Source organism: Oceaniglobus roseus, assembly GCF_002869745.1.
Lineage (GTDB): Bacteria > Pseudomonadota > Alphaproteobacteria > Rhodobacterales > Rhodobacteraceae > Oceaniglobus > Oceaniglobus roseus.
In genome coordinates, this window is record NZ_PNOS01000031.1 from 40739 (window position 1) to 61481 (window position 20743).

The window sequence follows — 20743 nt, forward strand, 5'->3', positions numbered from 1 at the left end:
CCCCTGCCGCGACGGCCAGACGCAGCGGAGCGATTTTTCCTGTCCCGCAGCCGCCTCGCGCATATGTCATCGACATGACCAAACCCGTCACCGTCATCTACAACCACACCTGCCCGGTCTGCCGCCGCGAGATCGACGCCTACCGCCGCACGGCCGAGGCGCAGGACCTGCCGCTGTCCTTCCGCGGCCTCGACAGCGACGCCCTGCCCGACTGGGGCCTCACCCCCGATACCGCCGCCCGCCGCCTGCACGTCGTGAAGGATGGCGAGCTGCTGGCCGGGCTCGACGCCTTCGCCGCGGTCTGGGACGAGCTGCCGCGCCTGCGCTGGCTCGCCCGCCTCGTGCGCCGCCCCAGGGTGCACGCGGTGGCCGATGCGCTCTACGAACGCGTCCTCGCGCCCGTCCTCTACGCCCTGCACCGGCGCCGCGTCCGCCGCGCCCGCGGCTGAGCCGATTGCCCTTGCACCCGCCCGGTGCGGGCCTAAGCTCGGACTCATGTTCACCATCGAGCACGACTTCGACGCCACCGTCGTCACCCTCGTCGACGATCCCGCGCCCTACCGGCAGGAGGACGTGACGATCAACGCCTTCGAGGATTGCGTGACGGTCGAACAGCTCGACGCGCGCAGCGGCGAGGTGCAGAAGGTGACGCTGTCCATCGCCATGGTCCGCGACCTCGCCGCGGCGCTGGACCTGCCCGAAGGCGTCTACCGCCTCCAGCGGGACTGAGTCACGCGACCCGGAACACCTTGTCGCGCGCCGTGTCGCCGCGCACCAGCACCAGCCGCGTCTTCGGCAGCCCCAGCGCCTTCGCCAGCAGCTTCACCACCGCGGCGTTCGCCTTCCCGTCCTCCGGCACGACGGTGACGTAGACGCGCAACGGCTCTCCGGCGACAATCCGCTCGCGCGACGCCTTCGGGGTCACGCGCACCGCGATCTCCGCGCCGGGGACGGCGAGGCGGGTCAGGTCGGGGAGGTCCATCGCCGGAGGCTATCGCATGCGACCGCGCCGGAGAAGGCGGCGCAGGAAAGTTTCCCGCGCGCGGTTTCCCGGCCTATCATCGCGCCGACTCAGGCCGGGGATCCCATGTCCGCCTTCGCCATCAGATTGCTCTCGCCCGATACATGGCCCGCCTTCGCCGCCCTCGCCGAGGCGCACAACGGAGTCTGGGGCGGCTGCTGGTGCATGGGCTTCCATGCGAAGGGCCCCGGCTGGGGCGTTTCGGCAGGCATGAACCGGGACGAGAAGAAGGCCCTGGTGAGCGAAGGCCGGGCCCATGCCGCCCTGGTGTTCGAGGACGCGGCCTGTGTCGGATGGTGCCAGTACGGCCCCCCGGCCGAGCTTCCGCGGATCAAGAACCGCCGCGCCTATCTCGCCGGCGATCCCGTACCGGCCGACTGGCGCATCACCTGCTTCTTCGTCGGCAGGACCCACCGCGGCCGCGGGGTGGCCTCCGCCGCGCTCGACGGTGCGCTCGACGCCATCGCCGAAGCGGGTGGCGGCCAGGTCGAGGCGTTCCCCGAGGACACGGACGGGCGCAAGGTCTCGGGCGCCTTCCTCTTCAACGGCGCCCTCGGGATGTTCGAGGCGCGGGGGTTCGCCCGGATCCGCCCTCTCGGCAAGCACAAGTGGCTGGTGGCACGGACCCTCGCCCCCGCCCGGGCCCGCGCCGCGCGTTGACGGCGGGGGGCGAAGCGGCGACACAGGGGGGCAACGGACATCAAGGGACGAGGGCGCACCATGACCACAGGCTTCTTCTGGGACGAACGTTGCTTCTGGCACGGCGGCGGCAACTATGCGCAGTACCTCCCCGTCGGCGGACTGGTGCAGCCCATGGCGGCCGGGGGCCTTCCCGAATCGCCCGAGACGAAGCGGCGGCTGAAGAACATGCTGGACGTCACCGGCCTTCTCTCCGAGCTCGCCGCGCAATCCGCGCCGCCCGCGACGATGGAGGATCTGCGCCGTGTCCACCCCGAAGCCTTCCTGACCGAGTTCAAGCGTCTCTCCGACGCGGGCGGGGGGGAGATCGGCATCCGCACCCCCTTCGGCCCCGGCGGCTTCGAGATGGCGACGCTCTCGGCGGGCCTCGCCTGCACCGCGCTCGACAAGGTGCTGGCCGGTGAACTCGACAACGCCTATGCCCTGTCGCGTCCGCCCGGCCACCACTGCCTGCCCGACAAGCCCAACGGCTTCTGCCTGCTCGCCAACATCGCCATCGCGGTCGAGCGCGCCTATGCCGCGAAGACGGCAAGCCGCATCGCCGTGCTCGACTGGGACGTGCACCACGGCAACGGGACCGAGGCGATCTTCTACGACCGCGCCGACGTGCTGACTATCTCCATGCACCAGGAGAGGAACTATCCGCAGGACACCGGCTTCTTCGGCGACCGCGGCACCGGCGCGGGCGAAGGGTTCAACCTGAACGTCCCCCTGCCCGCGGGCACCGGCCACAAGGGGTATCTCGAGGCCTTCGACCGCCTCGTCGCTCCGGCGCTCACCGCATTCGAACCCGACGCCATCGTGGTCGCCTGCGGCTTCGACGCCGGGCTGATGGATCCGCTGGCGCGGATGATGGCGACGGCGGAAACCTTCCGCGCCCTGACCGAGCGGACCATGGCGCTGGCCGACAACCTGTGCGGCGGCAAGCTGGTGCTGGTCCACGAGGGCGGATATTCCGAGTTCTACGTCCCGTTCTGCGGCCACGCGACGATCCAGCAGCTGGCCCGCAGCAGCACCGCCGCGCCCGACCCGGTGGCCGAGAACTTCATGGCCCGCCAGCCCGACGCCCGCTTCGATGCCTTCCTGTCGGGCATCATCGGCGAGATGGCCGAGACGCTCGGCTATCGCTGAGGGTTGATTTCGCGTTCGGCCCCGCGGAGCCGCCGCATCGCACCGGCATCCTCGCCCGCCTCAGTGCCGCGCGACAAGCTGCCCGGGCAGACCGCGGACGCGGATTTCGACACGCGCGACATGAAGATCGAGAGGCGGCGGCCGAAGGACATCGCCGACCCGCCGCTCGATCTCGTGACCCGAGGGAACCGGAGCGGCGCGGGTTGGTTGACCCGTCGCATATTTCCGGAGGACCGCATGCCATCCATCTACGAGGCCATCAAGGCCGACCATGACGAACACCGCGCCCTGCTCGAAACCATCGGCGGCACGGAAGGCGCCAGCGAGGAGCGGAAGGAAGCCTGGTCGAAGTTCTACCACGAGGTGAAATCCCACGCCGCCGCCGAGGAGGAGACCTTCTATTCCAAGCTGATCTCGAAGACCTGGGGCCAGGATTCCGCCCGCCACTCGGTGTCCGAGCACAAGGAGCTCGACGACCTGATGGAAGAGCTGAACGACATGGACATGAGCTCGTCGGGCTGGCTCCAGAAGTTCAGGACGCTGGAGCACGACTACCTCCACCACATCGACGAGGAAGAGGACGAGGTCTTCACCCGTGCGAAGGAGGAGATCCCGGAGAGCGAGATCTCGGGCTACGGCGACCGCTTCCTGAAGCGCAAGGAGGAAGAGCGGAAGCTGGTCGAGGAGAAGAAGGAAGACAGTCTGGAGGACTGACGCCTCCGTTCTCGGACAAAAGCGGCAGGCCGGTCTTCGGCCCGGCCCCGTCTGGATCGCCAGTGCAGGCCGGGCAGCCCCTCAGAACCGGAACCCCTTCCGGTAGCGGTGCTGCCCGTCATAATCCTCCTTGCCGATCTCGACCCCCTCGGCCCGCAGCACGGCATAGGCCATGGCGACGTGGAACCAGAGGTTCGGAAAGGCGAAGAGCCGCAGGTAATCCGCGCCCGACTGCCGGAGGTCCGCGAAACCCGCCCGATGCGCCACCTCGCGCTGCGCCGCGCCCGCGAAATCCGCCGCGTCGAGACCGTCGAGCAGCGCCGCCGCCTCCGTCACCTTGCGGCGCAGGGCGGCGAGGTCGGAGTCCAGCGTCACCACCGGCACCTCGCGCCCGGCCAGCGGCAGGGTCGCGCGCAGCACGAAGCCCGTGGCGCTGGCCAGCTGGCCGCGGCAGGGCCACATGTCCTCGGACAGGCGCGCCGACAGCAGCGCCTCGGCCCGCCCCGACGCCTCCACGATGTCGAGCAGGTGGGAAATCCGGCTCAGGGCGTGGCGGGCGACGGGGACGGCCTCGGCGTACATGTCGGGTCTCGGGCTCAGGATTCCGGCGGAAGCACCCGCAGCCGCAACTCGCGCAGCTGCTCGTTGGTGGGCTCGGACGGCGCGCCCATCATCAGATCCTCCGCCCGCTGGTTCATCGGGAACATGATGACCTCGCGGATGTTGCTCTCGTCGGCGAGCAGCATCACCATCCGGTCGATCCCCGCCGCGCAGCCGCCGTGGGGCGGCGCGCCGTAGGTGAAGGCGTTGACCATGCCGCCGAACCGCTTCCTGACCTCGTCCTCGCCGTATCCCGCCAGCTCGAAGGCCTTGAACATGATCTCGGGCTTGTGGTTCCGGATCGCGCCCGACACCAGCTCGTAGCCGTTGCAGGCGAGGTCGTACTGGAAGCCCAGCACCTTCAGCGGATCGCGCTCCAGCGCCTCCATCCCGCCCTGCGGCATCGAGAACGGGTTGTGCGAGAAGTCGATCTTCCCGGTCTCCTCGTCCTTCTCGTACATCGGGAAGTCGACGATCCAGGCGAAGGCGAAGCGGTTCAGGTCGGTCAGCCCCAGCTCCTCGCCGATCACGGTGCGCGCGCGGCCCGCCACCCGCTCGAACGAGGCGGGCTTGCCGCCGAGGAAGAAGGCCGCGTCGCCCTTGCCGAGGCCCAGCTGCTGGCGGATCGCCTCGGTCCGCTCGGGGCCGATGTTCTTGGCCAGCGGGCCGGCCGCCTCCATCCCGTCGTCGCCGTCGCGCCAGAAGATGTACCCCATCCCGGGCAGCCCTTCCTTCTGGGCGAAGGCGTTCATCCGGTCGCAGAACTTGCGCGACCCGCCGCCGGGCGCGGGGATGGCGCGGATCTCGGTGCCCTCCTGCGCCAGGAGCTTCGCGAAGATGGCGAAGCCGCTCCCCGCGAAATGCTCGGACACCACCTGCATCTTGATCGGGCAGCGCAGGTCGGGCTTGTCGGTGCCGTACCAGAGCGCGGAATCGGCATAGGAGATCATCGGCCAGTTGGCATCCACCGGCCGGCCGCCGAAGCGCTCGAAACAGCCCTGGATAACCGGCTGGATCGTCGCGAATACGTCCTCCTGCCGGACGAACGACATCTCGACGTCCAGCTGGTAGAAGTCGGTGGGCGAACGGTCGGCGCGCGGATCCTCGTCGCGGAAACAGGGGGCGATCTGGAAGTAGCGGTCGAACCCCGCCACCTGGATCAGCTGCTTGAACTGCTGCGGCGCCTGGGGCAGCGCATAGAACTTGCCGGGATGCAGGCGCGAGGGGACCAGGAAGTCGCGCGCGCCTTCCGGCGAGGACGCCGTGATGATCGGCGTCTGGAACTCGTTGAAGCCCTGGTCCCACATCCGCTGGCGCAGGTCCTTCACCACCTCGGAACGCAGCACGATGTTGTCGTGCAGCTTCTGGCGGCGCAGGTCGAGGAAGCGGTAGCGCAGCCGCGTCTCCTCGGGGTACTCCTGGTCGCCGAACACCTGCAGCGGCAGCTCGCCCGCCGCGCCCAGCACCTCGATGTCGCGCACGAAGACCTCGATCTCGCCGGTCGGGATCTTCGGGTTCACGAGCTCTGGGTCGCGCGCCTTCACCTCGCCGTCGATCCGGATGCACCATTCGGCGCGCACCTTCTCGACCTGGCTGAACACGGCCGAGTCGGGATCGCACAGCACCTGGGTCATGCCGTAGTGGTCGCGCAGGTCGATGAACAGGATGCCGCCGTGGTCGCGGACACGGTGGACCCAGCCGGACAGGCGCACGGTCTCGCCCACGTTCTGGGCAGAGAGGGCGGCACAGGTGTGGCTGCGGTAGGCGTGCATGGGAACTCCCCCGGGGCTTTGCGGTTAAGGGCCTTGATCCGCGCCGATACACCCGCCTGCGACCGGGAAGTCAAGGACCGCATCGGCCGAAGCCGGCCGAGTCTGCTTGAATTCCCGACAGAATGTCGCAGGTTGCTCGGGTGATAACGAAAACGAGAGGGGGCGCGCCATGTGGGAAAGGATGTTCGAAACCTTCCTGATGCGCTTTTTGCGGCGGGGCACGCTGCATGTCACACTGCCATCGGGAAAGAAGCTGACCGCCGGGGACGGCACCGGCGATCCCGTCTCGGTCCGCCTGACCGACCCGAGCCTTCTGCGCCGGATCGCCACCACGCCGGACCTCGGCGTCGGCGAGGGCTACATGGAAGGCACGCTCCAGATCGAGAACGACGACGTGCGCGGCTTCCTCGATCTCGTCGTCGCGAACACCACGGACGCGCCGCCCATGGCGTGGCAGCGCCCGCTTCGCCTCAGCCGCCGCTATCTGCGGGCGGTCCATCAGTGGAACCCGGTCGGCCGCTCGCGCGCCAACGTGGCGCATCACTACGACCTGTCCTCGACCCTGTACGACCTGTTCCTCGACGCCGACAAGCAATACTCCTGCGCCTACTTCCGCAGCGACGACGACACGCTGGAACAGGCCCAGGAGCAGAAGAAGCAGCACATCGCGAAGAAGCTCCGGCTGGAGCCGGGGATGAAGGTCCTCGACATCGGCTGCGGCTGGGGCGGAATGGCGCTGACCCTGGCGAAGGACCACGGCGCCAGCGTCGTCGGCGTCACGCTGTCGGAGGAACAGCACCGCATCGCCAACCAGCGCGCGGCCGAGGCGGGGCTGGCCGACCGGATCGACATCCGGCTGATGGACTACCGGGAACTGACCGAGACCTTCGACCGCATCGTGTCGGTCGGAATGTTCGAACACGTCGGCGTGCCGCAGTACCGCACCTATTTCCGCACCGTCCGAGAGCGCATGGCGCCCGAGGGCGTGGCGCTGATCCACACCATCGGCCGCTCCGGCCCGCCGGGCGCGACCAGCGCGTGGATCGAGAAGTACATCTTCCCCGGCGGCTATATCCCCGCCATGTCCGAGATGACGGCGGCGATCGAGCTGGAACGCCTCTACATCACCGATGTCGAGGTCTGGCGGATGCACTATGCCAAGACGCTCCGCCACTGGGACGACCGCTTTGTCGCCAACATCGACAAGGTGCGCGCGCTCTACGACGACCGCTTCTGCCGCATGTGGCGCTTCTACCTGATCGCCTCGGAACTCACCTTCCGCTACGGCCCCCAGGTGGTGTTCCAGGCACAGCTGGCCCACCACAAGGAGGCGGTGCCGATCACGCGGGACTACCTCTACGGGGGCGACACGGCCGGCTGATGCCGGCCTGCCACGGAATTGCACCGGGACCGCCCCGCTTGCGCCATCGCCGACGGGCACCCTGACGGGCAGAGGTCGACAGGCGGGGGCGAGGCAGTGACCAGAGAGATCGGCACGGCGACCCGCAGCGTCCTGTGGTGCGTGACGCTGGCGGTCTGCCTTCACGCCGCTCTGCGCGTCCCGATGTCGGCGGATCTGCTGGCGCTCTGGCTGGCGGGCCAGTCGCTGGCCGCGGGCGCGCCCCACCTCGTCTACCCGGCCGAGACGATGTTCACCATGCGCCCGCCCGGCGAGTGGGCTGCGATGGCGGCGGCGGCGGGGCACGGGCAGCATGTCTATCCCTATCTCTATCCGCCGCTGACCGCCGCGCTGGTGGCCCCTCTGACCGAGACCCTGCGCTTCGCGACCTTCGCGCGCGCCGCGCTCTGGATCAACGTCGCCCTGGGGCTCGCGACGAGCTGGCTGGCCTGGCGCGCGACCGGGCGGGTGCTGGCGCTGCCGCTGTTCCTGCTGTTCGGCGCGCTGGTCTTCCACGGCACGATCTTCGGCGCGGTCGCGCTGGAACAGGGGCAGCCGCAGATCCTCGTGGCCTTCCTGTGCGTGCTGGCGATCGAGCGGCTGGGCGCCCGCGCGCCGGTCGTCGCCGGGGCCGCGCTGGCGCTGGCCGCCGCGATCAAGGTCTATCCGGCGCTGTTCGTCGTCTTCCTCGTCGCGCGGCGGGAGGGACGCGCCACCGCCGCCTTCGCCGTCACCGGGGCCGGGCTGGCGGCGCTCTCTCTCGCGCTGGCCGGCTGGCCGCTGCATGCGGCGTTCCTGCGCCAGCTGCACGCCATCTCGCAGACCGCCGTGGTGCTGCCGCTGACCTTCTCGCTCGACACGCTCGCCGGGACATGGCACGGCGCCGAGATCCTGGCGCGCCAGGTGACGGTGCCCGGGTACGAGGCCCATTCGGCGACCATCGGCGTCGTCGGCAAGGGCGCGCTCTGGACGACGCTGGACAGGCTGGCGCTGCTGGGCGTCCTCGGCGGCTTCGCCGTTGCCTTCGCACGGCGGCCGCACCGGGTGCTGCTCTGGCCGGCGGCGATGATCGCGCTCGCCATGGTCTCGCCCCTGGCCTGGGCGCACCATTTCCTCGCCGCCGTCGCCTTCGCTCCGGCACTGCTGGTGCGCTGGCACCCCGCGACGCTGCTGGCCGTCTTCGCCCCCCTCAGCCTGCCGGTGCTGACGACGCCCGGCCTTGGCCCGCTGGTTCTGTCGCACCTGTCGGTCCTCGGAGCGGCGGCCATGACGGCGCTGTGGCTGATGATGCTGCTCCGTCCCCCGCGGCCGCGCCACGGCACGGCCGCCGGCGCCGACCACAAGGCCGGGCGCACCGTATCGGCAGGCTGAACGCACCACAGACCTTGCGCCCCGGCCCCACACGGCTATAACCCCCGGCGATTTGCCCGAGGGATGCGCCATGCCGAAAAGAACCGATATCAAGTCCATCATGATCATCGGCGCGGGCCCCATCATCATCGGACAGGCCTGCGAGTTCGACTATTCCGGCGCACAGGCCTGCAAGGCCCTGCGGGAAGAGGGCTACCGCGTCATCCTCGTCAACTCGAACCCGGCGACGATCATGACCGACCCGGGCCTCGCCGACGCCACCTATATCGAGCCGATCACGCCCGACATCGTCGCGCGCATCATCGAGAAGGAGCGCCCCGACGCGCTGCTGCCCACCATGGGCGGGCAGACCGGGCTCAACACCTCGCTGAAGCTCGACGAGATGGGCGTGCTGGAGAAGTTCGGGGTCGAGCTGATCGGCGCCAACCGCAAGGCCATCGAGATGGCCGAGGACCGGAAGCTGTTCCGCGAGGCGATGGAGCGGATCGGGCTGGAGAACCCCAAGGCCACCATCGCCAACAACATGGCCGAGTGCATGGCCGCCATCGACTATGTCGGCCTGCCCGCCATCATCCGCCCGGCCTTCACCCTGGGCGGCACCGGCGGTGGCGTCGCCTACAACCGGCAGGAATACGAATACTACTGCAAGTCCGGCCTCGACGCCTCGCCCGTCTCCCAGATCCTGATCGACGAGTCCCTGCTCGGCTGGAAGGAGTTCGAGATGGAGGTCGTGCGCGACCGCGCGGACAACGCGATCATCGTCTGCGCCATCGAGAACGTCGATCCCATGGGCGTGCACACCGGCGATTCGATCACCGTCGCCCCGGCGCTGACGCTGACCGACAAGGAATACCAGATCATGCGCTCGGCCAGCATCGCGGTGCTGCGCGAGATCGGGGTGGAAACCGGCGGATCGAACGTCCAGTGGGCCGTGAACCCCGACGACGGCCGCATGGTGGTGATCGAGATGAACCCGCGCGTGTCCCGGTCGTCCGCGCTGGCGTCCAAGGCCACCGGCTTCCCCATCGCCAAGATCGCCGCGAAGCTCGCCGTGGGCTACACGCTGGACGAGCTCGACAACGACATCACGAAGGTGACGCCCGCCTCCTTCGAGCCGACCATCGACTATGTCGTGACCAAGATCCCCCGCTTCGCCTTCGAGAAGTTCCCTGGCTCCGAACCCCTCCTGTCCACCGCGATGAAATCGGTGGGCGAGGCCATGGCGATCGGCCGCACCATCCACGAATCGATGCAGAAGGCGCTGGCATCGCTCGAGACCGGCCTCACCGGCTTCGACGAGATCGACATCCCCGGCGCCCCCGACGCCGCCAGCATCACCGCGGCGCTTGCCCGCCAGACCCCCGACCGCCTGCGCACCATCGCCCAGGCCATGCGCCACGGCCTGTCCGACGACGACATCCACGCGGTGACGAAATACGACCCCTGGTTCCTCACCCGCATCCGCGAGATCGTCGAGACCGAGGCGGAGGTGCGCAAGAAGGGCCTGCCCGTCACCGAACAGGGCCTGCGCCGCCTGAAGATGATGGGCTTCACCGACGCCCGCCTCGCCCACCTGACCGGCCGGGAAGAGGAACAGGTGCGCCGCGCCCGCACCAACCTCGGCGTCACCGCCGTGTTCAAGCGCATCGACACCTGCGCCGCCGAGTTCGAGGCGCAGACGCCCTACATGTACTCGACCTACGAGACCCCCGTCATGGGCGAGGTCGAGGACGAGGCGCGCCCCTCGGACCGCCGGAAGGTCGTCATCCTCGGCGGCGGCCCCAACCGCATCGGCCAGGGGATCGAGTTCGACTACTGCTGCTGCCACGCCTGCTACGCCCTGTCGGACGCGGGCTATGAAACCATCATGATCAACTGCAACCCCGAGACGGTCAGCACCGACTACGACACCTCCGACCGCCTCTATTTCGAACCGCTGACCTTCGAGCACGTCATGGAGATCCTCCGCGTCGAGCAGGAGAACGGCACGCTCCACGGCGTCATCGTCCAGTTCGGCGGCCAGACCCCCCTGAAGCTCGCCAACGCGCTTCAGGACGCGGGCATCCCCATCCTCGGCACCTCCCCCGACGCGATCGACCTCGCCGAGGACCGCGAGCGGTTCCAGGCCATGCTGAACGAGCTGGGCCTGAAGCAGCCGGTGAACGGCATCGCCCGCTCCGACGCCGAGGCCATGGAGATCGCCCAGAAGGTCGGCTACCCGCTGGTGATCCGCCCCTCCTACGTCCTTGGCGGGCGCGCCATGGAGATCGTGCGCGACGACGCCCACCTCGCCCGCTACATCCGCGACGCCGTTGTCGTCTCGGGCAAGACCCCGGTCCTGCTCGACAGCTACCTCTCCGGCGCGACCGAGGTGGACGTCGACTGCCTCTGCGACGGCACCGACGTCCACGTCGCGGGCGTCATGCAGCACATCGAGGAGGCCGGCGTGCACTCCGGCGACTCCGCCTGCTCGCTCCCGCCCCACACCCTGCCCGACGACCTGATCGAGGAGATGGAGCGCCAGGCCGCCGCCATGGCCCTGAAGCTCGGCGTCGTCGGCCTGATGAACGTCCAGTTCGCGATCAAGGACGGCACGATCTACGTGCTCGAGGTGAACCCCCGCGCCTCGCGCACCGTGCCCTTCGTGGCCAAGGCGACGGACAGCGCCATCGCCTCCATCGCCGCCCGCCTCATGGCCGGCGAGAAGCTCTCGGCCTTCCCCAGCCGTCCGCCCTATCCCGCGGGCACCGGGCCGGACGACACGCTGCCCTATGCCGACCCGATGACGCTGGCCGACCCGGCGATGCCCTGGTACTCGGTCAAGGAGGCGGTGCTGCCCTTCGCCCGCTTCCCCGGCGTCGACACCCTGCTCGGCCCCGAGATGCGCTCGACGGGCGAGGTCATGGGCTGGGACCGCTCCTTCCCCCAGGCCTTCCTCAAGGCGCAGATGGGCGCGGGCGTGACCCTGCCGACCTCCGGCACCGCCTTCCTGTCGATCAAGGACGCCGACAAGACCGACCAGTTCCTCGACACCGCCCGGATCCTGACCGGCCTCGGGATGAGCCTGCTGGCCACCCGCGGCACCGCCGCCTTCCTGAAGGCGAACGGCATCGCCGCGACCGAGGTGAACAAGGTCTACGAGGGCGGCCGCACCATCGTCGACGTGATGAAGGACGGCGGCGTGGCGCTGGTGATGAACTCCACCGAGGGCGCCCGGGCCATCGAGGACTCACGCTCGATGAGGAACGTCGCCCTGATGGACAAGATCCCCTACTTCACCACGCTGGCGGCCTCCCACGCGGCGGCGCTGGCGATGCAGGCGCGGGACGAGGGCGAGCTTGGGGTCAGGGCGTTGCAGGGGTGACGCCCACCCAAGCAAGCTTGGCTTGAAAGCGTCGGGTGGGGTTTCACCCCACCCGCAACGACCACCACGGCCCGCGCCCCCTCATTCCGGCCGCCCCTCCAGAAACCGCACCGCCCGCTCCGCATCCGCATCCTGCGACCGCTCGGCGAAGAAGTTCGACGCCCGATGTGCCCCGACTTTCTCCGCCAGGGCCATTGAGATGAACTGGTTGAGGGACACCCCGTACTTAGAAGCAAAATCCTCCGCCGCCGCTTTCAGCGATGCCGGAAGGTGCGGAGTTATCCGTTCCTTCATTGCCAAGCCTTTCACACTAAACAGGCGCATCGTCGCACCATTCCCCACGATCCGGTAGGGTGACCCCACCCTCGTCCGGCCCGATCATCGCCAACACTTGATCCAGTTCTTGTAGGTCGGAGGTATGTGTCTGCTCATGCATCCCAGCAAAGTCTCGCCTTCATCGTCGTCGAGCGGCAGAGAGCCCTCATCTCTAAACGTATAGGAGCTCGTCATTTCTTAAATACTCTCCGGATTACTTCCCAAATTATATGTCGAAAGAAAAACCACAAAGCTAGAAAAATGCTGAGATAAAACATTGCTGAGTAGAAATACCAAAACCGCTGAGCTCTAAAGCTACCGGACTGCAAGCCCAGCCAAAACACCAATGCGCACAGACAGCTGACGAGCACGCCAATAATTGCACCCTTCATTTTATCTTGCATAGTCGCCTAATCCTCCTAACTGGAAAGCGTCGCGTGGGGTTTCACCCCACCCGGCACAACAACCGGCACTCTTGCGCCCTCGCTCCGGCCGCCCCTCCAGGCCCCGGCCACCGCCTTCGGGAATGACGGAGGGACCGAGGTTGTCCGTGCCATCATCGTAAGGTCCTCCGCATGACGCCCACCCATCTTCGCAGCATTCGCCGCGCTCCGGTAGGATGGGGTTTCACCCCACCCTCGCCCAACCCCTCTTGATCCAGAACAAGGCCCCCGCCTCCCCGCTCCCCTACCGTGCCTCGAAACCACGGAGGCCGCCCATGACCATCCTCATCCTCTACGCCACATGCGAGGGGCAGACCCACAAGATCGCCCGTTTCGCCACCGACACCCTTCGGGCCGCGGGTCAGGAGGTGGCGCTGGTGGACGTCACGGCGAAGACCGCCGCCGTCTCCCTCGACGGCGCCGACGCGGTGATCCTCGCCGCCCCGGTCCACGAACGCCGCCACCCGGAAGCCTTCGAGGTGCTGCTGGCCGCCCGCCGCGAGGAGCTGAAGGAAAAGCGGACCCTGATGCTGTCGGTCAGCCTCTCCGCCGCCTTCCCCGAGGGGCTGGAGGAGGCGCAGGACTACCTGACCGAGATGGAGATGCGCACCGGCTTCACCCCCGATGCCGAGGCGCTGGTCGCCGGGGCGGTGAAGACCGGGGAATACGACTATTTCGCCTCGCAGCTGATCCGCCACGTCGTTCTGCGCGGCCGTCCCTACGACCCGGCCCGGGGCGCGCACGAGTTCACGGACTGGGACGCCCTGCGCGAAACCCTCGCCTCCTTCCTCGCATCCGCGCCTGCCGCCCCGGCGTCCTGAGCGGGCAGCGGACGGGCGGGCGATGCGCAATCGCAGACGCCGGCCACGGAAGGGATGCCTCGCCGGGGCCCCGCGCGCCGCCATCCCCGGGGACACGCGGGCGCGCCGCGCGCCGCCGGGGCTCACTCTTGGCGCAGCCGCAGGATGATCATCGCCGCGACGGAGAGGATCAGGATCGCCACCGCCTCGAACAGGATGTTCTCCGGCGCCATCTCCTTGCCTTGAAGGATGATCAGCCGGGCCAGCGCGGTGATGGCGATGAAGATCGGATAGACGAAGACCGACTGCCGCTCGGCATAGAAGACGGCGACCATGCCGATGACCTCGAGGTAGAGGAAGATCAGCAGGATGTCGGCCAGCGTGATGGTGCGGTTCTCCCAGACCTTCCAGATCTCGAACCCCGCGCCGCCCACGGTCATCAGCACGACCACGATCAGCAGCGCCCGTTCGATCAGGTGGAAGATGGTGAGCGCGACCGATGCCTCGCGGGCGCCCGCCTCGGGACCTTCCATGTGTCCGCCCGGGCCTGCGCCCGTCCCGCTCCGGTCGTCCCTCCGCGCCACGGCGAGCTCCCTCGTCGTTTCCATGCGCCTCCAACGCGGGATCCGCGGACCGCGTTCCGGTGTCACGGCGCCGCACCCTCCGGCGCCCTTGCCCGCCTGTCGCCGCTCGGCTAGGTGCCTGCCATGGCCAAGCTCTACTTCCACTACTCGACCATGAACGCGGGCAAGTCGACCCTGCTGCTGCAGGCGGCCCACAACTATGCGGAGCGCGGCATGCGGCCGTTCCTGCTGACCGCGCAGCTCGACACCCGCGCGGGGGCGGGCCTGATCCGGTCGCGGATCGGGATCGGGCAGACGGCCGACACCTTTGCCCCGGGCGACGACCTGTTCGCGCGGATCGCGGAGCAGCACGCGGAGCGGCCGGTCGCCTGCGTCTTCCTCGACGAGGCGCAGTTCCTCGAGCCCGCGCAGGTCTGGCAGCTGGCCCGGGTGGCGGACGACCTGAAGGTCCCGGTGATGTGCTACGGCCTCAGGGTCGATTTCCGGGGCGAGCTCTTCCCCGGCTCGGCCACCCTTCTGGCGCTGGCCGACATGATCCGCGAGGTGCGCACCATCTGCCACTGCGGACGCAAGGCGACAATGGTCATTCGCCAGGACGCCTCGGGCAAGCCGCTGAAGGAAGGCGCGCAGATCCAGATCGGCGGCAACGAGACCTATGTCTCGCTCTGCCGCCGCCACTGGCGTCTGGCCATGGGCGATCCTGGCTGACACCCGCACCCCCGCGCCAGAGCCGAAGGCGGCGGCGCGGAGATGGCGTGGCGCCGCAAGGCGCCTCCTTCAGGTCACACCCGGTTGGGCAGGCTGCCGTCCTCGAAGAACGCGACGAGGTTGTCCACCGCCATCATGCCCATGGCCGTCCTGACCTCCAGGGTCGCGGTGCCGAGATGGGGGAACAGGGTCACGTTCTCCATCGCCTTCAGCGCATCCGGCACCTTCGGCTCGAACTCGTAGACGTCCAGCCCGGCACCCGCGATCCGCCCCGCCTCCAGCGCCGCGATCAGCGCCGCCTCGTCCACGATGTCGCCCCTCGCGATGTTGACGAAGACCGCCGTGGGCTTCATCGCCGCGAAGACGGCGCCGCCGATCATGTGGTGCGTCTCGGGCGTCGCCGGAACGGCGGCGATCAGCACGTCGCAGGTGCCCGCGACCTCCTCCAGCGTGTCGAGCTGGCGGGCCGGCATCCCGGGATCCTCGACGCGCGAGCGGTTGTGGAACACCACGTCCATGCCGAAGCCGAAGTGGCAGCGCTTCGCGATCGCCTTGCCGATCCGCCCGAGGCCGACGATCCCCACCGTCTTGCCGCTGACATGCTGGCCCAGAAGCTGCGTCGGGTGCCAGCCGCCCCATTGTCCGGCCCGGACCATCCGCTCGCCCTCGCCGGCGCGCCGGCAGGTCATCAGCATCAGCGTCATGGCGATGTCGGCCGTCGCGTCGGTCACGGCGCCCGGCGTGTTGCTGACCTCGATCCCCTTCGCGCGGGCCGCCGCGACGTCGATGTGGTTGTAGCCCACGCCGAAATTGGCGAGCAGCCTGCAGCGCACCTCCCCCGCCCGGTCGAAGGCCGCGGCGGTCAGCCTGTCGCCGAGCGTCGGCAGGATCGCGTCGTAGCGCCCCATCGCCTCGGCCAGCTCGTCCTCGGTCATCGGCGTGGTGTCGTCGCGCATGGTGACGGCGAAGGACCGCCCCACGCGGTCGAGCACGGCATCGGGCAGGCGGCGGGTGATCAGCAGGTCGGGCATCAGAACATCCTCCCGCCGACGGGCACGTCGTGGTCCGGGCGCAGCAACACCACCTCGCCCTCGGCGTCCGGCGCGCCGAGGACCAGCACCTCGGACTTCACCTTGCCGATCTGGCGCGGCGGGAAGTTGACCACGGCCAGCACCTGGCGGCCCACCAGCGTCTCGGGGTCGTAATGCTTGGTGATCTGGGCGGAACTCTTCTTCTCGCCGATGTCGCCGCCGAAATCGACCCAGAGCTTGGTCGCGGGCTTCCGCGCCTCGGGATAGGGTTCGGCCCTGGTGATGACGCCGACGCGGATGTCGATCTTCTGGAAGTCGTCGTAGGTGATCTCGCTCATTGTCCCAGCTCCCTCGACCGGTCCGCCGCCGCCGCGACCGCGCGGGGCAGCAGCGCCGGAAATCCCGTGTCCTCGTCCATCAGCACCGAAAGCGCCGCCGCCGTCGTGCCCTTCGGCGATGTGACGTTGACGCGCAGCTGCGCGGGGTCCTCGGCCGAGTCCTCGGCCAGCTGCCCCGCGCCGCCCACGGTGGCCTTGGCCAGCCGCATGGCCAGATCGGCGGGCAGGCCCTGTGCCTCGCCGGCCTTCGCCAGCGTCTCGATCAGGTGGAAGACATAGGCGGGGCCGGAGCCGGAGACTGCAGTGACGGCATCCATCTGCCCTTCGCTCTCCAGCCGCACCACCTGTCCCACGGCCATCAGCAGCGCCTCGGCCAGGTCCATGGACGCGGCGCCGGGGCCGTTCGGGATGATCGCGGTGATGCCCCGGCCGATGGCGGCGGGGGTGTTCGGCATGGCGCGGATCACCGGCGTGCCCTCGCCCAGGACGTTTTCATAGTGTCGGATCGGGGTGCCGGCGGCCACCGACAGGAACAGCGTGCCGCCGCCGCCCATGGCCTTCAGATCGGGCAGCGCCTCGGCCATCATCTGCGGCTTCACCGCGACCAGTACCAGCGCGGGATCGCCCGGCAACGCCTCGTTCAGGTGCAGCCCGTCCAGTTCGTTCAGCCAGTCCGAGGGGTTCGGATCCTTCACCCAGACCGACGAGGCGGGCAGCCCCCCGGCCAGCCACCCCTGCAACAGCGCCGAGCCCATCTTGCCGCAGCCAAGCAGCACCAGCCCGCGCTCGCGCACATCCGTCATGTCCATCGCAGCGTCCTCCTTGCCGCGACTCTAGCGAAGGGCGCCGACAGGGAAAACCGCGATCTTCGGCTCTCAGAAGCCGCGGTCGGGCAGGCGGCGGCTGCGCAGCCACCATGTCATCTGGGTGCGGATCAGGGCATGGCGCTTGTAGACGGTGTAGCGGACCCCGGCCATCTTCGCCACGGTCCTGATGCGCAGCTCGTACGGCCCCTCGCGTCCGTCGGTGTCGATCAGCGCCACCACCGGCGCCTTGCCCGTGAGGGACGCGGCGAACAGCGCCTGCTGCACGCTGTCGAGCGACGACCGCTTGTCCAGTCCGACCTCCACCACCTCATCCGCCGTCTCGCAGTCGACGCGGATGCGGTGCAGGTCGTAGCCGACGCTGTAAGGGTGGCTGACCTCCGTCGCGCCGTTCAGCACGAAGGAACAGAGGATCGCGGCGAGTTCGGATTCGAGGGGCATGGCCCGGGGCATAGCAGATGCCGCGGGCCAGCGTTAACGATTTGTTAACCTTTGGTTAAGATCAGGCCCGGCCATAGGCCTCGGCAATGGCGACCTGGATCGACTCGGCCGCCGTCCGTCCGCCCCAGGCGGCCAACTGGAACGCGGGATAGAAGCGTTCCGCCGCCGTCACCGCATTGCGGATCAGCGTGTCGATCTGCTCGGGTCCCGCCATCTGGCCGCCGGCCAGCACCAGGCCATAGCGGAAGACCATCAGCTTCTGCGCCTCCCAGTAGGTGAAGGCGCCGGACCAGCAGTGATCGTTCGCCGCGTTCAGCGTCGCGTGAAGCTCGGGCAGCCGGTCTTCGGGCGGCTCCATCTCGAAGGTGCAGATCAGCCGCAGCGTCTCGTCGAAGCCGGACCAGGCGAGGGTGATCGAATAGGTGCGCCACTGGCCCTCGACCGCCATGGCGATCTGGTCGTCCCCCACGCGGTCGAATTCCCAGGCATGGTGTTCCGCCAGGGTTTCGACGATATCGATGGGATGAAGATCCTCGGTATCGTAGTACTGCTCGGCTAGCGACATGATTTGCCTCATCTGTTATCGCTGATTTCGGAGCCTGCCCCCACCACAGCTTGGTGTCTTGTCTAATTGCGGCGTTGCCTGTGTGCCGTTCTTACAAGATATGGTGTGACCAAACGCAATGACCTGTAAAGCCTTTATTTGGGGATAAGCGCCTCGTTCTGTGGATAATCCCGATTTTTCGGGGGATGCACTGCACGACGGCGTGAATAAGGGCCATGGCGCGGAAAACGCCATGGCCCCCGACGGTTTCGCCCCCCGCACGAGCGGTTTTCAGCCCAGACCGCCGCTCTGGCTGAGGAGCTTCTGCAATTCGCCCCGCATCGCACGGAGATCGTCGACCACGGGACCATTGACCGGGTCCGCGATCGCCTCGTCATAGCTGTCGAGGACGTGCTGCTCGCCGTCCCGCACCTGGTCCATCACGTCGGCGTCTATATCGTCGAACCATGAACGAACGGTGACGACCGCCTTGTTCACGCTGCCCATGAACGAGCCGTCCTCGTCCGGCGTCACGCCCATCCGGCGCAGGTGGCCGGACAGCCGGGTGGCGTGGTCCTGGTGCAGGGCGGCAAAGCGTTCGGCGACGGGGCGGAACTCGGGCTCGGCCTTGTCGGTCATGCGGACGAAGCCGGTCTTCGCGTCGACGGTGCGGGTATGCGCCGCCGACAGGGTTTCGAAATCGTGGTCGTGATCCATCTCGACTCTCCGGAAAAGTGGATATCCGGAATCAAGCTGGATCGGACGGCAAAGTTCCCGCGCCCTCAGGCGCCGGTCTTGCTCTCCATCGCGTCGAGCCGCGCCTTCAGCTGCTCGTTCTCCTCGCGGGCCTTCTGGGCCATGGCGCGGACGGCGTCGAACTCTTCGCGGGTCACGAAATCGCGGTCTGCCATCCAGCGGTCGACGAGGCTCTTCATCGCCGTCTCGGCCTCGGTCCGCGCGCCCTGGGCCACGCCCATGGCGTTGGTCATCAGCTGCGAGATATCGTCCATGATCTTGTTGCGGGTCTGCATGGCAGGCTTCCTTTCTGGGTTGCCTCCAATATGGCGGCGGCCCGGACAATTCTCAAGGTTGACACTGCGCGCGGATCGCGGCCTTCCTGCCGCCATGCAGATGGTCCTGTCCTTCCCCGACATCAGCCCCGAGATCTTCTCGATCGACCTCGGCGGATTCAGCTTCGCGCTGCGCTGGTATGCGCTGGCCTATATCACCGGGATCCTGCTCGGCTGGCAGCTGGCCCGCGCCACGGTACGCCGGGCGCGGCTCTGGCCGCGCGACACCGCGCCGATGACGCCCGAAGCGGTGGAGGAGCTCATCACCTCCGTCATCCTCGGCATCATCCTCGGCGGGCGGCTCGGCTTCGTGCTGTTCTACCAGCCTGCCTACTACCTCGCGAACCCGATCGAGATCCCGATGATCTGGCAGGGCGGGATGTCGTTCCACGGCGGGATGCTGGGCGTCACCGTCGCCGGGCTGCTCTTCGCCCGCCGCCACGGCGTCCCGCTGCTCAGCATCTGCGACCTGATGGCGCTCTGCACGCCGCCGGGGCTGTTCCTCGGCCGCATCGCCAACTTCATCAACGCCGAGCTCTGGGGCCGCCCCTCGGACCTGCCCTGGGCGGTGATCTTCCCCGGACAGGCGGCGCAGGACTGCCCCGGCGTCGAAGGGCTTTGCGCCCGTCACCCCTCGCAGCTGTACGAGGCGGGTCTCGAGGGGCTGCTGCTGGGCGGCCTGCTGGTGTTCCTCGCCTACCGCCGCGGCTGGCTGAAGCGCCCCGGTCAGATCATGGGCCTGTTCGTCGCGGGCTACGGCACCGCGCGGTTCCTCGTCGAGTTCGTGCGCCAGGCCGACGCGCAGTTCATCACGCCCGACAATCCGCTGGGCCATGTCGTGCAGCTGGGCGCCCTCGGCGTCTCCATGGGACAGCTGCTGTCGCTGCCGATGATCGTCCTCGGCCTCGGCCTGATCGCCTTCGCCCGCGCCCGGCGCGCGCCGACGACCGCATGAGCGCGCTCGAAGCGCTGCTGTTGCGCCAGATCGCCGCCGAGGGGCCGATGACGGTGGCCGCCTTCATGTCTGCCTGCCTGATGCACCCGGTCCACGGCTACTATACCACCCGCGATCCCCTGGGCGCGGAGGGCGACTTCGTCACCGCCCCCGAGATCAGCCAGATGTTCGGCGAGCTGATCGGACTCTGCCTCGCGCAGGCCTGGCTCGACCGCGGCGCGCCCGCACCCTTCGCGCTGGCCGAGCTTGGCCCCGGACGCGGCACGCTGATGGCCGACGTGCTCAGGGCGACGCGCGGGGTGCCCGGGTTTCACGAGGGCATGAGGCTGCATCTGGTCGAGGCCTCGCCGCGGCTCAGGGCCGAGCAGGCGCGCAGGCTGCCGGGGGTCGCGCCGGTGTGGAACGACGGCATCGCCGACCTGCCCGACCTGCCGCTGTTCCTGGTCGCGAACGAGTTCTTCGATGCCCTGCCCGTGCGCCAGTTCCTGCGCGACGGCGACCGCTGGCGCGAGCGGGTGGTCGGCGCCGCCGACGGCCGCCTCGCCTTCGGCCTGACCGACCCGGTGCCGCCGCCGCTCCAGCCTGGCCGCCCCGGACAGGTCCCCGACGGCGGCCTGGT

The 20743-nt window shown here is 68.7% G+C and carries 24 protein-coding genes; 12 read left to right on the forward strand and 12 right to left on the reverse strand.

All coding sequences use genetic code 11. The features are described 5' to 3' along the window. The first annotated feature begins 74 nt into the window (after positions 1 to 74). A complete protein-coding gene (locus A7B20_RS15095) occupies positions 75 to 449 on the forward strand; it encodes a thiol-disulfide oxidoreductase DCC family protein (RefSeq protein ID WP_102109414.1) in 375 nt (124 codons plus the stop codon). Between the two features lie 46 nt (positions 450 to 495). Next, positions 496 to 729 carry a hypothetical protein gene (locus A7B20_RS15100; protein ID WP_102109415.1) on the forward strand — a complete coding sequence of 78 codons (234 nt, stop codon included), beginning with the start codon at positions 496 to 498 and terminating at the stop codon, positions 727 to 729. A 1-nt stretch (position 730) separates the two neighbouring features. Here the strand turns inward: A7B20_RS15100 and A7B20_RS15105 are convergent, their stop codons facing one another. Next, positions 731 to 982, reverse strand: coding sequence for a DUF167 domain-containing protein (locus tag A7B20_RS15105; protein ID WP_102109416.1), 252 nt, complete (start codon positions 980 to 982; stop codon positions 731 to 733). 105 nt (positions 983 to 1087) lie between these two features. Between A7B20_RS15105 and A7B20_RS15110 the strand changes: the two genes are divergently transcribed. The 3 genes from A7B20_RS15110 (at position 1088) to A7B20_RS15120 (ending at position 3565) form a co-directional block, all read left to right on the forward strand. Next, a complete protein-coding gene (locus A7B20_RS15110; protein ID WP_102109417.1) occupies positions 1088 to 1681 on the forward strand; it encodes a GNAT family N-acetyltransferase in 594 nt (197 codons plus the stop codon). Positions 1682 to 1741: 60 nt separating this feature from the next. Continuing rightward, positions 1742 to 2851 (forward strand): class II histone deacetylase, encoded by a 1110-nt coding sequence (locus tag A7B20_RS15115; RefSeq protein ID WP_102109418.1) that lies wholly within the window; start codon positions 1742 to 1744, stop codon positions 2849 to 2851. A 237-nt stretch (positions 2852 to 3088) separates the two neighbouring features. Then, positions 3089 to 3565, forward strand: coding sequence for a hemerythrin domain-containing protein (locus tag A7B20_RS15120; protein ID WP_102109438.1), 477 nt, complete (start codon positions 3089 to 3091; stop codon positions 3563 to 3565). An 81-nt stretch (positions 3566 to 3646) separates the two neighbouring features. Here the strand turns inward: A7B20_RS15120 and A7B20_RS15125 are convergent, their stop codons facing one another. Both A7B20_RS15125 and aspS read right to left on the reverse strand, forming a co-directional pair. Then, positions 3647 to 4147 (reverse strand): DUF1993 family protein, encoded by a 501-nt coding sequence (locus A7B20_RS15125; RefSeq protein WP_102109419.1) that lies wholly within the window; start codon positions 4145 to 4147, stop codon positions 3647 to 3649. Between the two features lie 14 nt (positions 4148 to 4161). After that, positions 4162 to 5937, reverse strand: a complete 1776-nt coding sequence (gene aspS, locus A7B20_RS15130) for an aspartate--tRNA ligase (protein ID WP_102109420.1) — start codon at positions 5935 to 5937, stop codon at positions 4162 to 4164. Positions 5938 to 6106: 169 nt separating this feature from the next. Between aspS and A7B20_RS15135 the strand changes: the two genes are divergently transcribed. The 3 genes from A7B20_RS15135 (at position 6107) to carB (ending at position 12071) form a co-directional block, all read left to right on the forward strand. Continuing rightward, positions 6107 to 7318: a class I SAM-dependent methyltransferase gene (locus tag A7B20_RS15135; protein ID WP_102109421.1), complete on the forward strand. Its 1212-nt coding sequence runs from the start codon at positions 6107 to 6109 to the stop codon at positions 7316 to 7318. 96 nt (positions 7319 to 7414) lie between these two features. Then, the gene (locus tag A7B20_RS15140; protein WP_102109422.1) at positions 7415 to 8707 is read left to right on the forward strand and encodes a glycosyltransferase family 87 protein; all 1293 of its coding nucleotides are present in this window, start codon (positions 7415 to 7417) and stop codon (positions 8705 to 8707) included. A gap of 70 nt (positions 8708 to 8777) precedes the next feature. Then, positions 8778 to 12071 carry a carbamoyl-phosphate synthase large subunit gene (carB, locus tag A7B20_RS15145; protein ID WP_102109423.1) on the forward strand — a complete coding sequence of 1098 codons (3294 nt, stop codon included), beginning with the start codon at positions 8778 to 8780 and terminating at the stop codon, positions 12069 to 12071. Positions 12072 to 12152: 81 nt separating this feature from the next. On the opposite strand, the gene A7B20_RS15150 is transcribed toward carB, so the two are convergent. Next, entirely contained in the window at positions 12153 to 12395 is a 243-nt protein-coding gene (locus tag A7B20_RS15150; RefSeq protein WP_157937700.1) for a pilus assembly protein HicB, read from the reverse strand. A gap of 709 nt (positions 12396 to 13104) precedes the next feature. Here A7B20_RS15150 and A7B20_RS15155 point away from each other — a divergent pair. After that, positions 13105 to 13650, forward strand: coding sequence for a flavodoxin domain-containing protein (locus tag A7B20_RS15155; RefSeq protein ID WP_102109425.1), 546 nt, complete (start codon positions 13105 to 13107; stop codon positions 13648 to 13650). A gap of 122 nt (positions 13651 to 13772) precedes the next feature. On the opposite strand, the gene A7B20_RS15160 is transcribed toward A7B20_RS15155, so the two are convergent. Next, positions 13773 to 14237, reverse strand: a complete 465-nt coding sequence (locus A7B20_RS15160) for a phosphate-starvation-inducible protein PsiE (RefSeq protein WP_245866978.1) — start codon at positions 14235 to 14237, stop codon at positions 13773 to 13775. A gap of 99 nt (positions 14238 to 14336) precedes the next feature. Here A7B20_RS15160 and A7B20_RS15165 point away from each other — a divergent pair, with 99 nt between their 5' ends. Beyond that, positions 14337 to 14921, forward strand: coding sequence for a thymidine kinase (locus A7B20_RS15165; protein WP_102109427.1), 585 nt, complete (start codon positions 14337 to 14339; stop codon positions 14919 to 14921). A 74-nt stretch (positions 14922 to 14995) separates the two neighbouring features. On the opposite strand, the gene A7B20_RS15170 is transcribed toward A7B20_RS15165, so the two are convergent. The 7 genes from A7B20_RS15170 to A7B20_RS15200 all read right to left on the reverse strand — a co-directional run bounded on the left by A7B20_RS15170 (position 14996) and on the right by A7B20_RS15200 (position 19130). Then, a complete protein-coding gene (locus A7B20_RS15170; RefSeq protein WP_102109428.1) occupies positions 14996 to 15952 on the reverse strand; it encodes a 2-hydroxyacid dehydrogenase in 957 nt (318 codons plus the stop codon). After that, entirely contained in the window at positions 15952 to 16290 is a 339-nt protein-coding gene (locus A7B20_RS15175) for a tRNA-binding protein (RefSeq protein ID WP_102109429.1), read from the reverse strand. The genes A7B20_RS15170 and A7B20_RS15175 overlap by 1 nt, the downstream gene beginning before the upstream one ends. Continuing rightward, complete coding sequence (gene proC, locus A7B20_RS15180; RefSeq protein ID WP_102109430.1) at positions 16287 to 17099, reverse strand: pyrroline-5-carboxylate reductase; 813 nt, start codon at positions 17097 to 17099, stop codon at positions 16287 to 16289. Before proC ends, A7B20_RS15175 begins: the two co-directional genes overlap by 4 nt. A 66-nt stretch (positions 17100 to 17165) precedes the next feature. Next, on the reverse strand, positions 17166 to 17555 hold the full coding sequence (locus A7B20_RS15185; RefSeq protein WP_102109439.1) for a hypothetical protein: 390 nt from the start codon (positions 17553 to 17555) through the stop codon (positions 17166 to 17168). A gap of 61 nt (positions 17556 to 17616) precedes the next feature. Further along, entirely contained in the window at positions 17617 to 18120 is a 504-nt protein-coding gene (locus tag A7B20_RS15190) for a type III secretion system chaperone family protein (protein ID WP_102109431.1), read from the reverse strand. Positions 18121 to 18390: 270 nt separating this feature from the next. Further along, entirely contained in the window at positions 18391 to 18816 is a 426-nt protein-coding gene (locus A7B20_RS15195) for a ferritin-like domain-containing protein (protein ID WP_102109432.1), read from the reverse strand. A 65-nt stretch (positions 18817 to 18881) separates the two neighbouring features. Then, the gene (locus A7B20_RS15200) at positions 18882 to 19130 is read right to left on the reverse strand and encodes an accessory factor UbiK family protein (RefSeq protein ID WP_102109433.1); all 249 of its coding nucleotides are present in this window, start codon (positions 19128 to 19130) and stop codon (positions 18882 to 18884) included. A gap of 94 nt (positions 19131 to 19224) precedes the next feature. On the opposite strand from A7B20_RS15200, the gene lgt reads away from it, so the two are divergent. Then, positions 19225 to 20124: a prolipoprotein diacylglyceryl transferase gene (gene lgt, locus A7B20_RS15205; protein ID WP_102109434.1), complete on the forward strand. Its 900-nt coding sequence runs from the start codon at positions 19225 to 19227 to the stop codon at positions 20122 to 20124. Then, on the forward strand, positions 20121 to 20743 hold a 623-nt coding region (locus tag A7B20_RS15210), incomplete at its 3' end, for an SAM-dependent methyltransferase (RefSeq protein WP_172961030.1). The genes lgt and A7B20_RS15210, both read left to right, overlap by 4 nt.

Coding starts and splice junctions, on each gene's coding strand:
- A7B20_RS15095 (WP_102109414.1), top strand. CDS start 75: ATGACCAAACCCGTCACCGTCATCTACAACCACACCTGCCCGGTCTGC.
- A7B20_RS15100 (WP_102109415.1), top strand. CDS start 496: ATGTTCACCATCGAGCACGACTTCGACGCCACCGTCGTCACCCTCGTC.
- A7B20_RS15105 (WP_102109416.1), bottom strand. CDS start 982: ATGGACCTCCCCGACCTGACCCGCCTCGCCGTCCCCGGCGCGGAGATC.
- A7B20_RS15110 (WP_102109417.1), top strand. CDS start 1,088: ATGTCCGCCTTCGCCATCAGATTGCTCTCGCCCGATACATGGCCCGCC.
- A7B20_RS15115 (WP_102109418.1), top strand. CDS start 1,742: ATGACCACAGGCTTCTTCTGGGACGAACGTTGCTTCTGGCACGGCGGC.
- A7B20_RS15120 (WP_102109438.1), top strand. CDS start 3,089: ATGCCATCCATCTACGAGGCCATCAAGGCCGACCATGACGAACACCGC.
- A7B20_RS15125 (WP_102109419.1), bottom strand. CDS start 4,147: ATGTACGCCGAGGCCGTCCCCGTCGCCCGCCACGCCCTGAGCCGGATT.
- aspS (WP_102109420.1), bottom strand. CDS start 5,937: ATGCACGCCTACCGCAGCCACACCTGTGCCGCCCTCTCTGCCCAGAAC.
- A7B20_RS15135 (WP_102109421.1), top strand. CDS start 6,107: ATGTGGGAAAGGATGTTCGAAACCTTCCTGATGCGCTTTTTGCGGCGG.
- carB (WP_102109423.1), top strand. CDS start 8,778: ATGCCGAAAAGAACCGATATCAAGTCCATCATGATCATCGGCGCGGGC.
- A7B20_RS15150 (WP_157937700.1), bottom strand. CDS start 12,395: ATGCGCCTGTTTAGTGTGAAAGGCTTGGCAATGAAGGAACGGATAACT.
- A7B20_RS15155 (WP_102109425.1), top strand. CDS start 13,105: ATGACCATCCTCATCCTCTACGCCACATGCGAGGGGCAGACCCACAAG.
- A7B20_RS15160 (WP_245866978.1), bottom strand. CDS start 14,237: ATGGAAACGACGAGGGAGCTCGCCGTGGCGCGGAGGGACGACCGGAGC.
- A7B20_RS15165 (WP_102109427.1), top strand. CDS start 14,337: ATGGCCAAGCTCTACTTCCACTACTCGACCATGAACGCGGGCAAGTCG.
- A7B20_RS15170 (WP_102109428.1), bottom strand. CDS start 15,952: ATGCCCGACCTGCTGATCACCCGCCGCCTGCCCGATGCCGTGCTCGAC.
- A7B20_RS15175 (WP_102109429.1), bottom strand. CDS start 16,290: ATGAGCGAGATCACCTACGACGACTTCCAGAAGATCGACATCCGCGTC.
- proC (WP_102109430.1), bottom strand. CDS start 17,099: ATGGACATGACGGATGTGCGCGAGCGCGGGCTGGTGCTGCTTGGCTGC.
- A7B20_RS15185 (WP_102109439.1), bottom strand. CDS start 17,555: ATGCCCCTCGAATCCGAACTCGCCGCGATCCTCTGTTCCTTCGTGCTG.
- A7B20_RS15190 (WP_102109431.1), bottom strand. CDS start 18,120: ATGTCGCTAGCCGAGCAGTACTACGATACCGAGGATCTTCATCCCATC.
- A7B20_RS15195 (WP_102109432.1), bottom strand. CDS start 18,816: ATGGATCACGACCACGATTTCGAAACCCTGTCGGCGGCGCATACCCGC.
- A7B20_RS15200 (WP_102109433.1), bottom strand. CDS start 19,130: ATGCAGACCCGCAACAAGATCATGGACGATATCTCGCAGCTGATGACC.
- lgt (WP_102109434.1), top strand. CDS start 19,225: ATGCAGATGGTCCTGTCCTTCCCCGACATCAGCCCCGAGATCTTCTCG.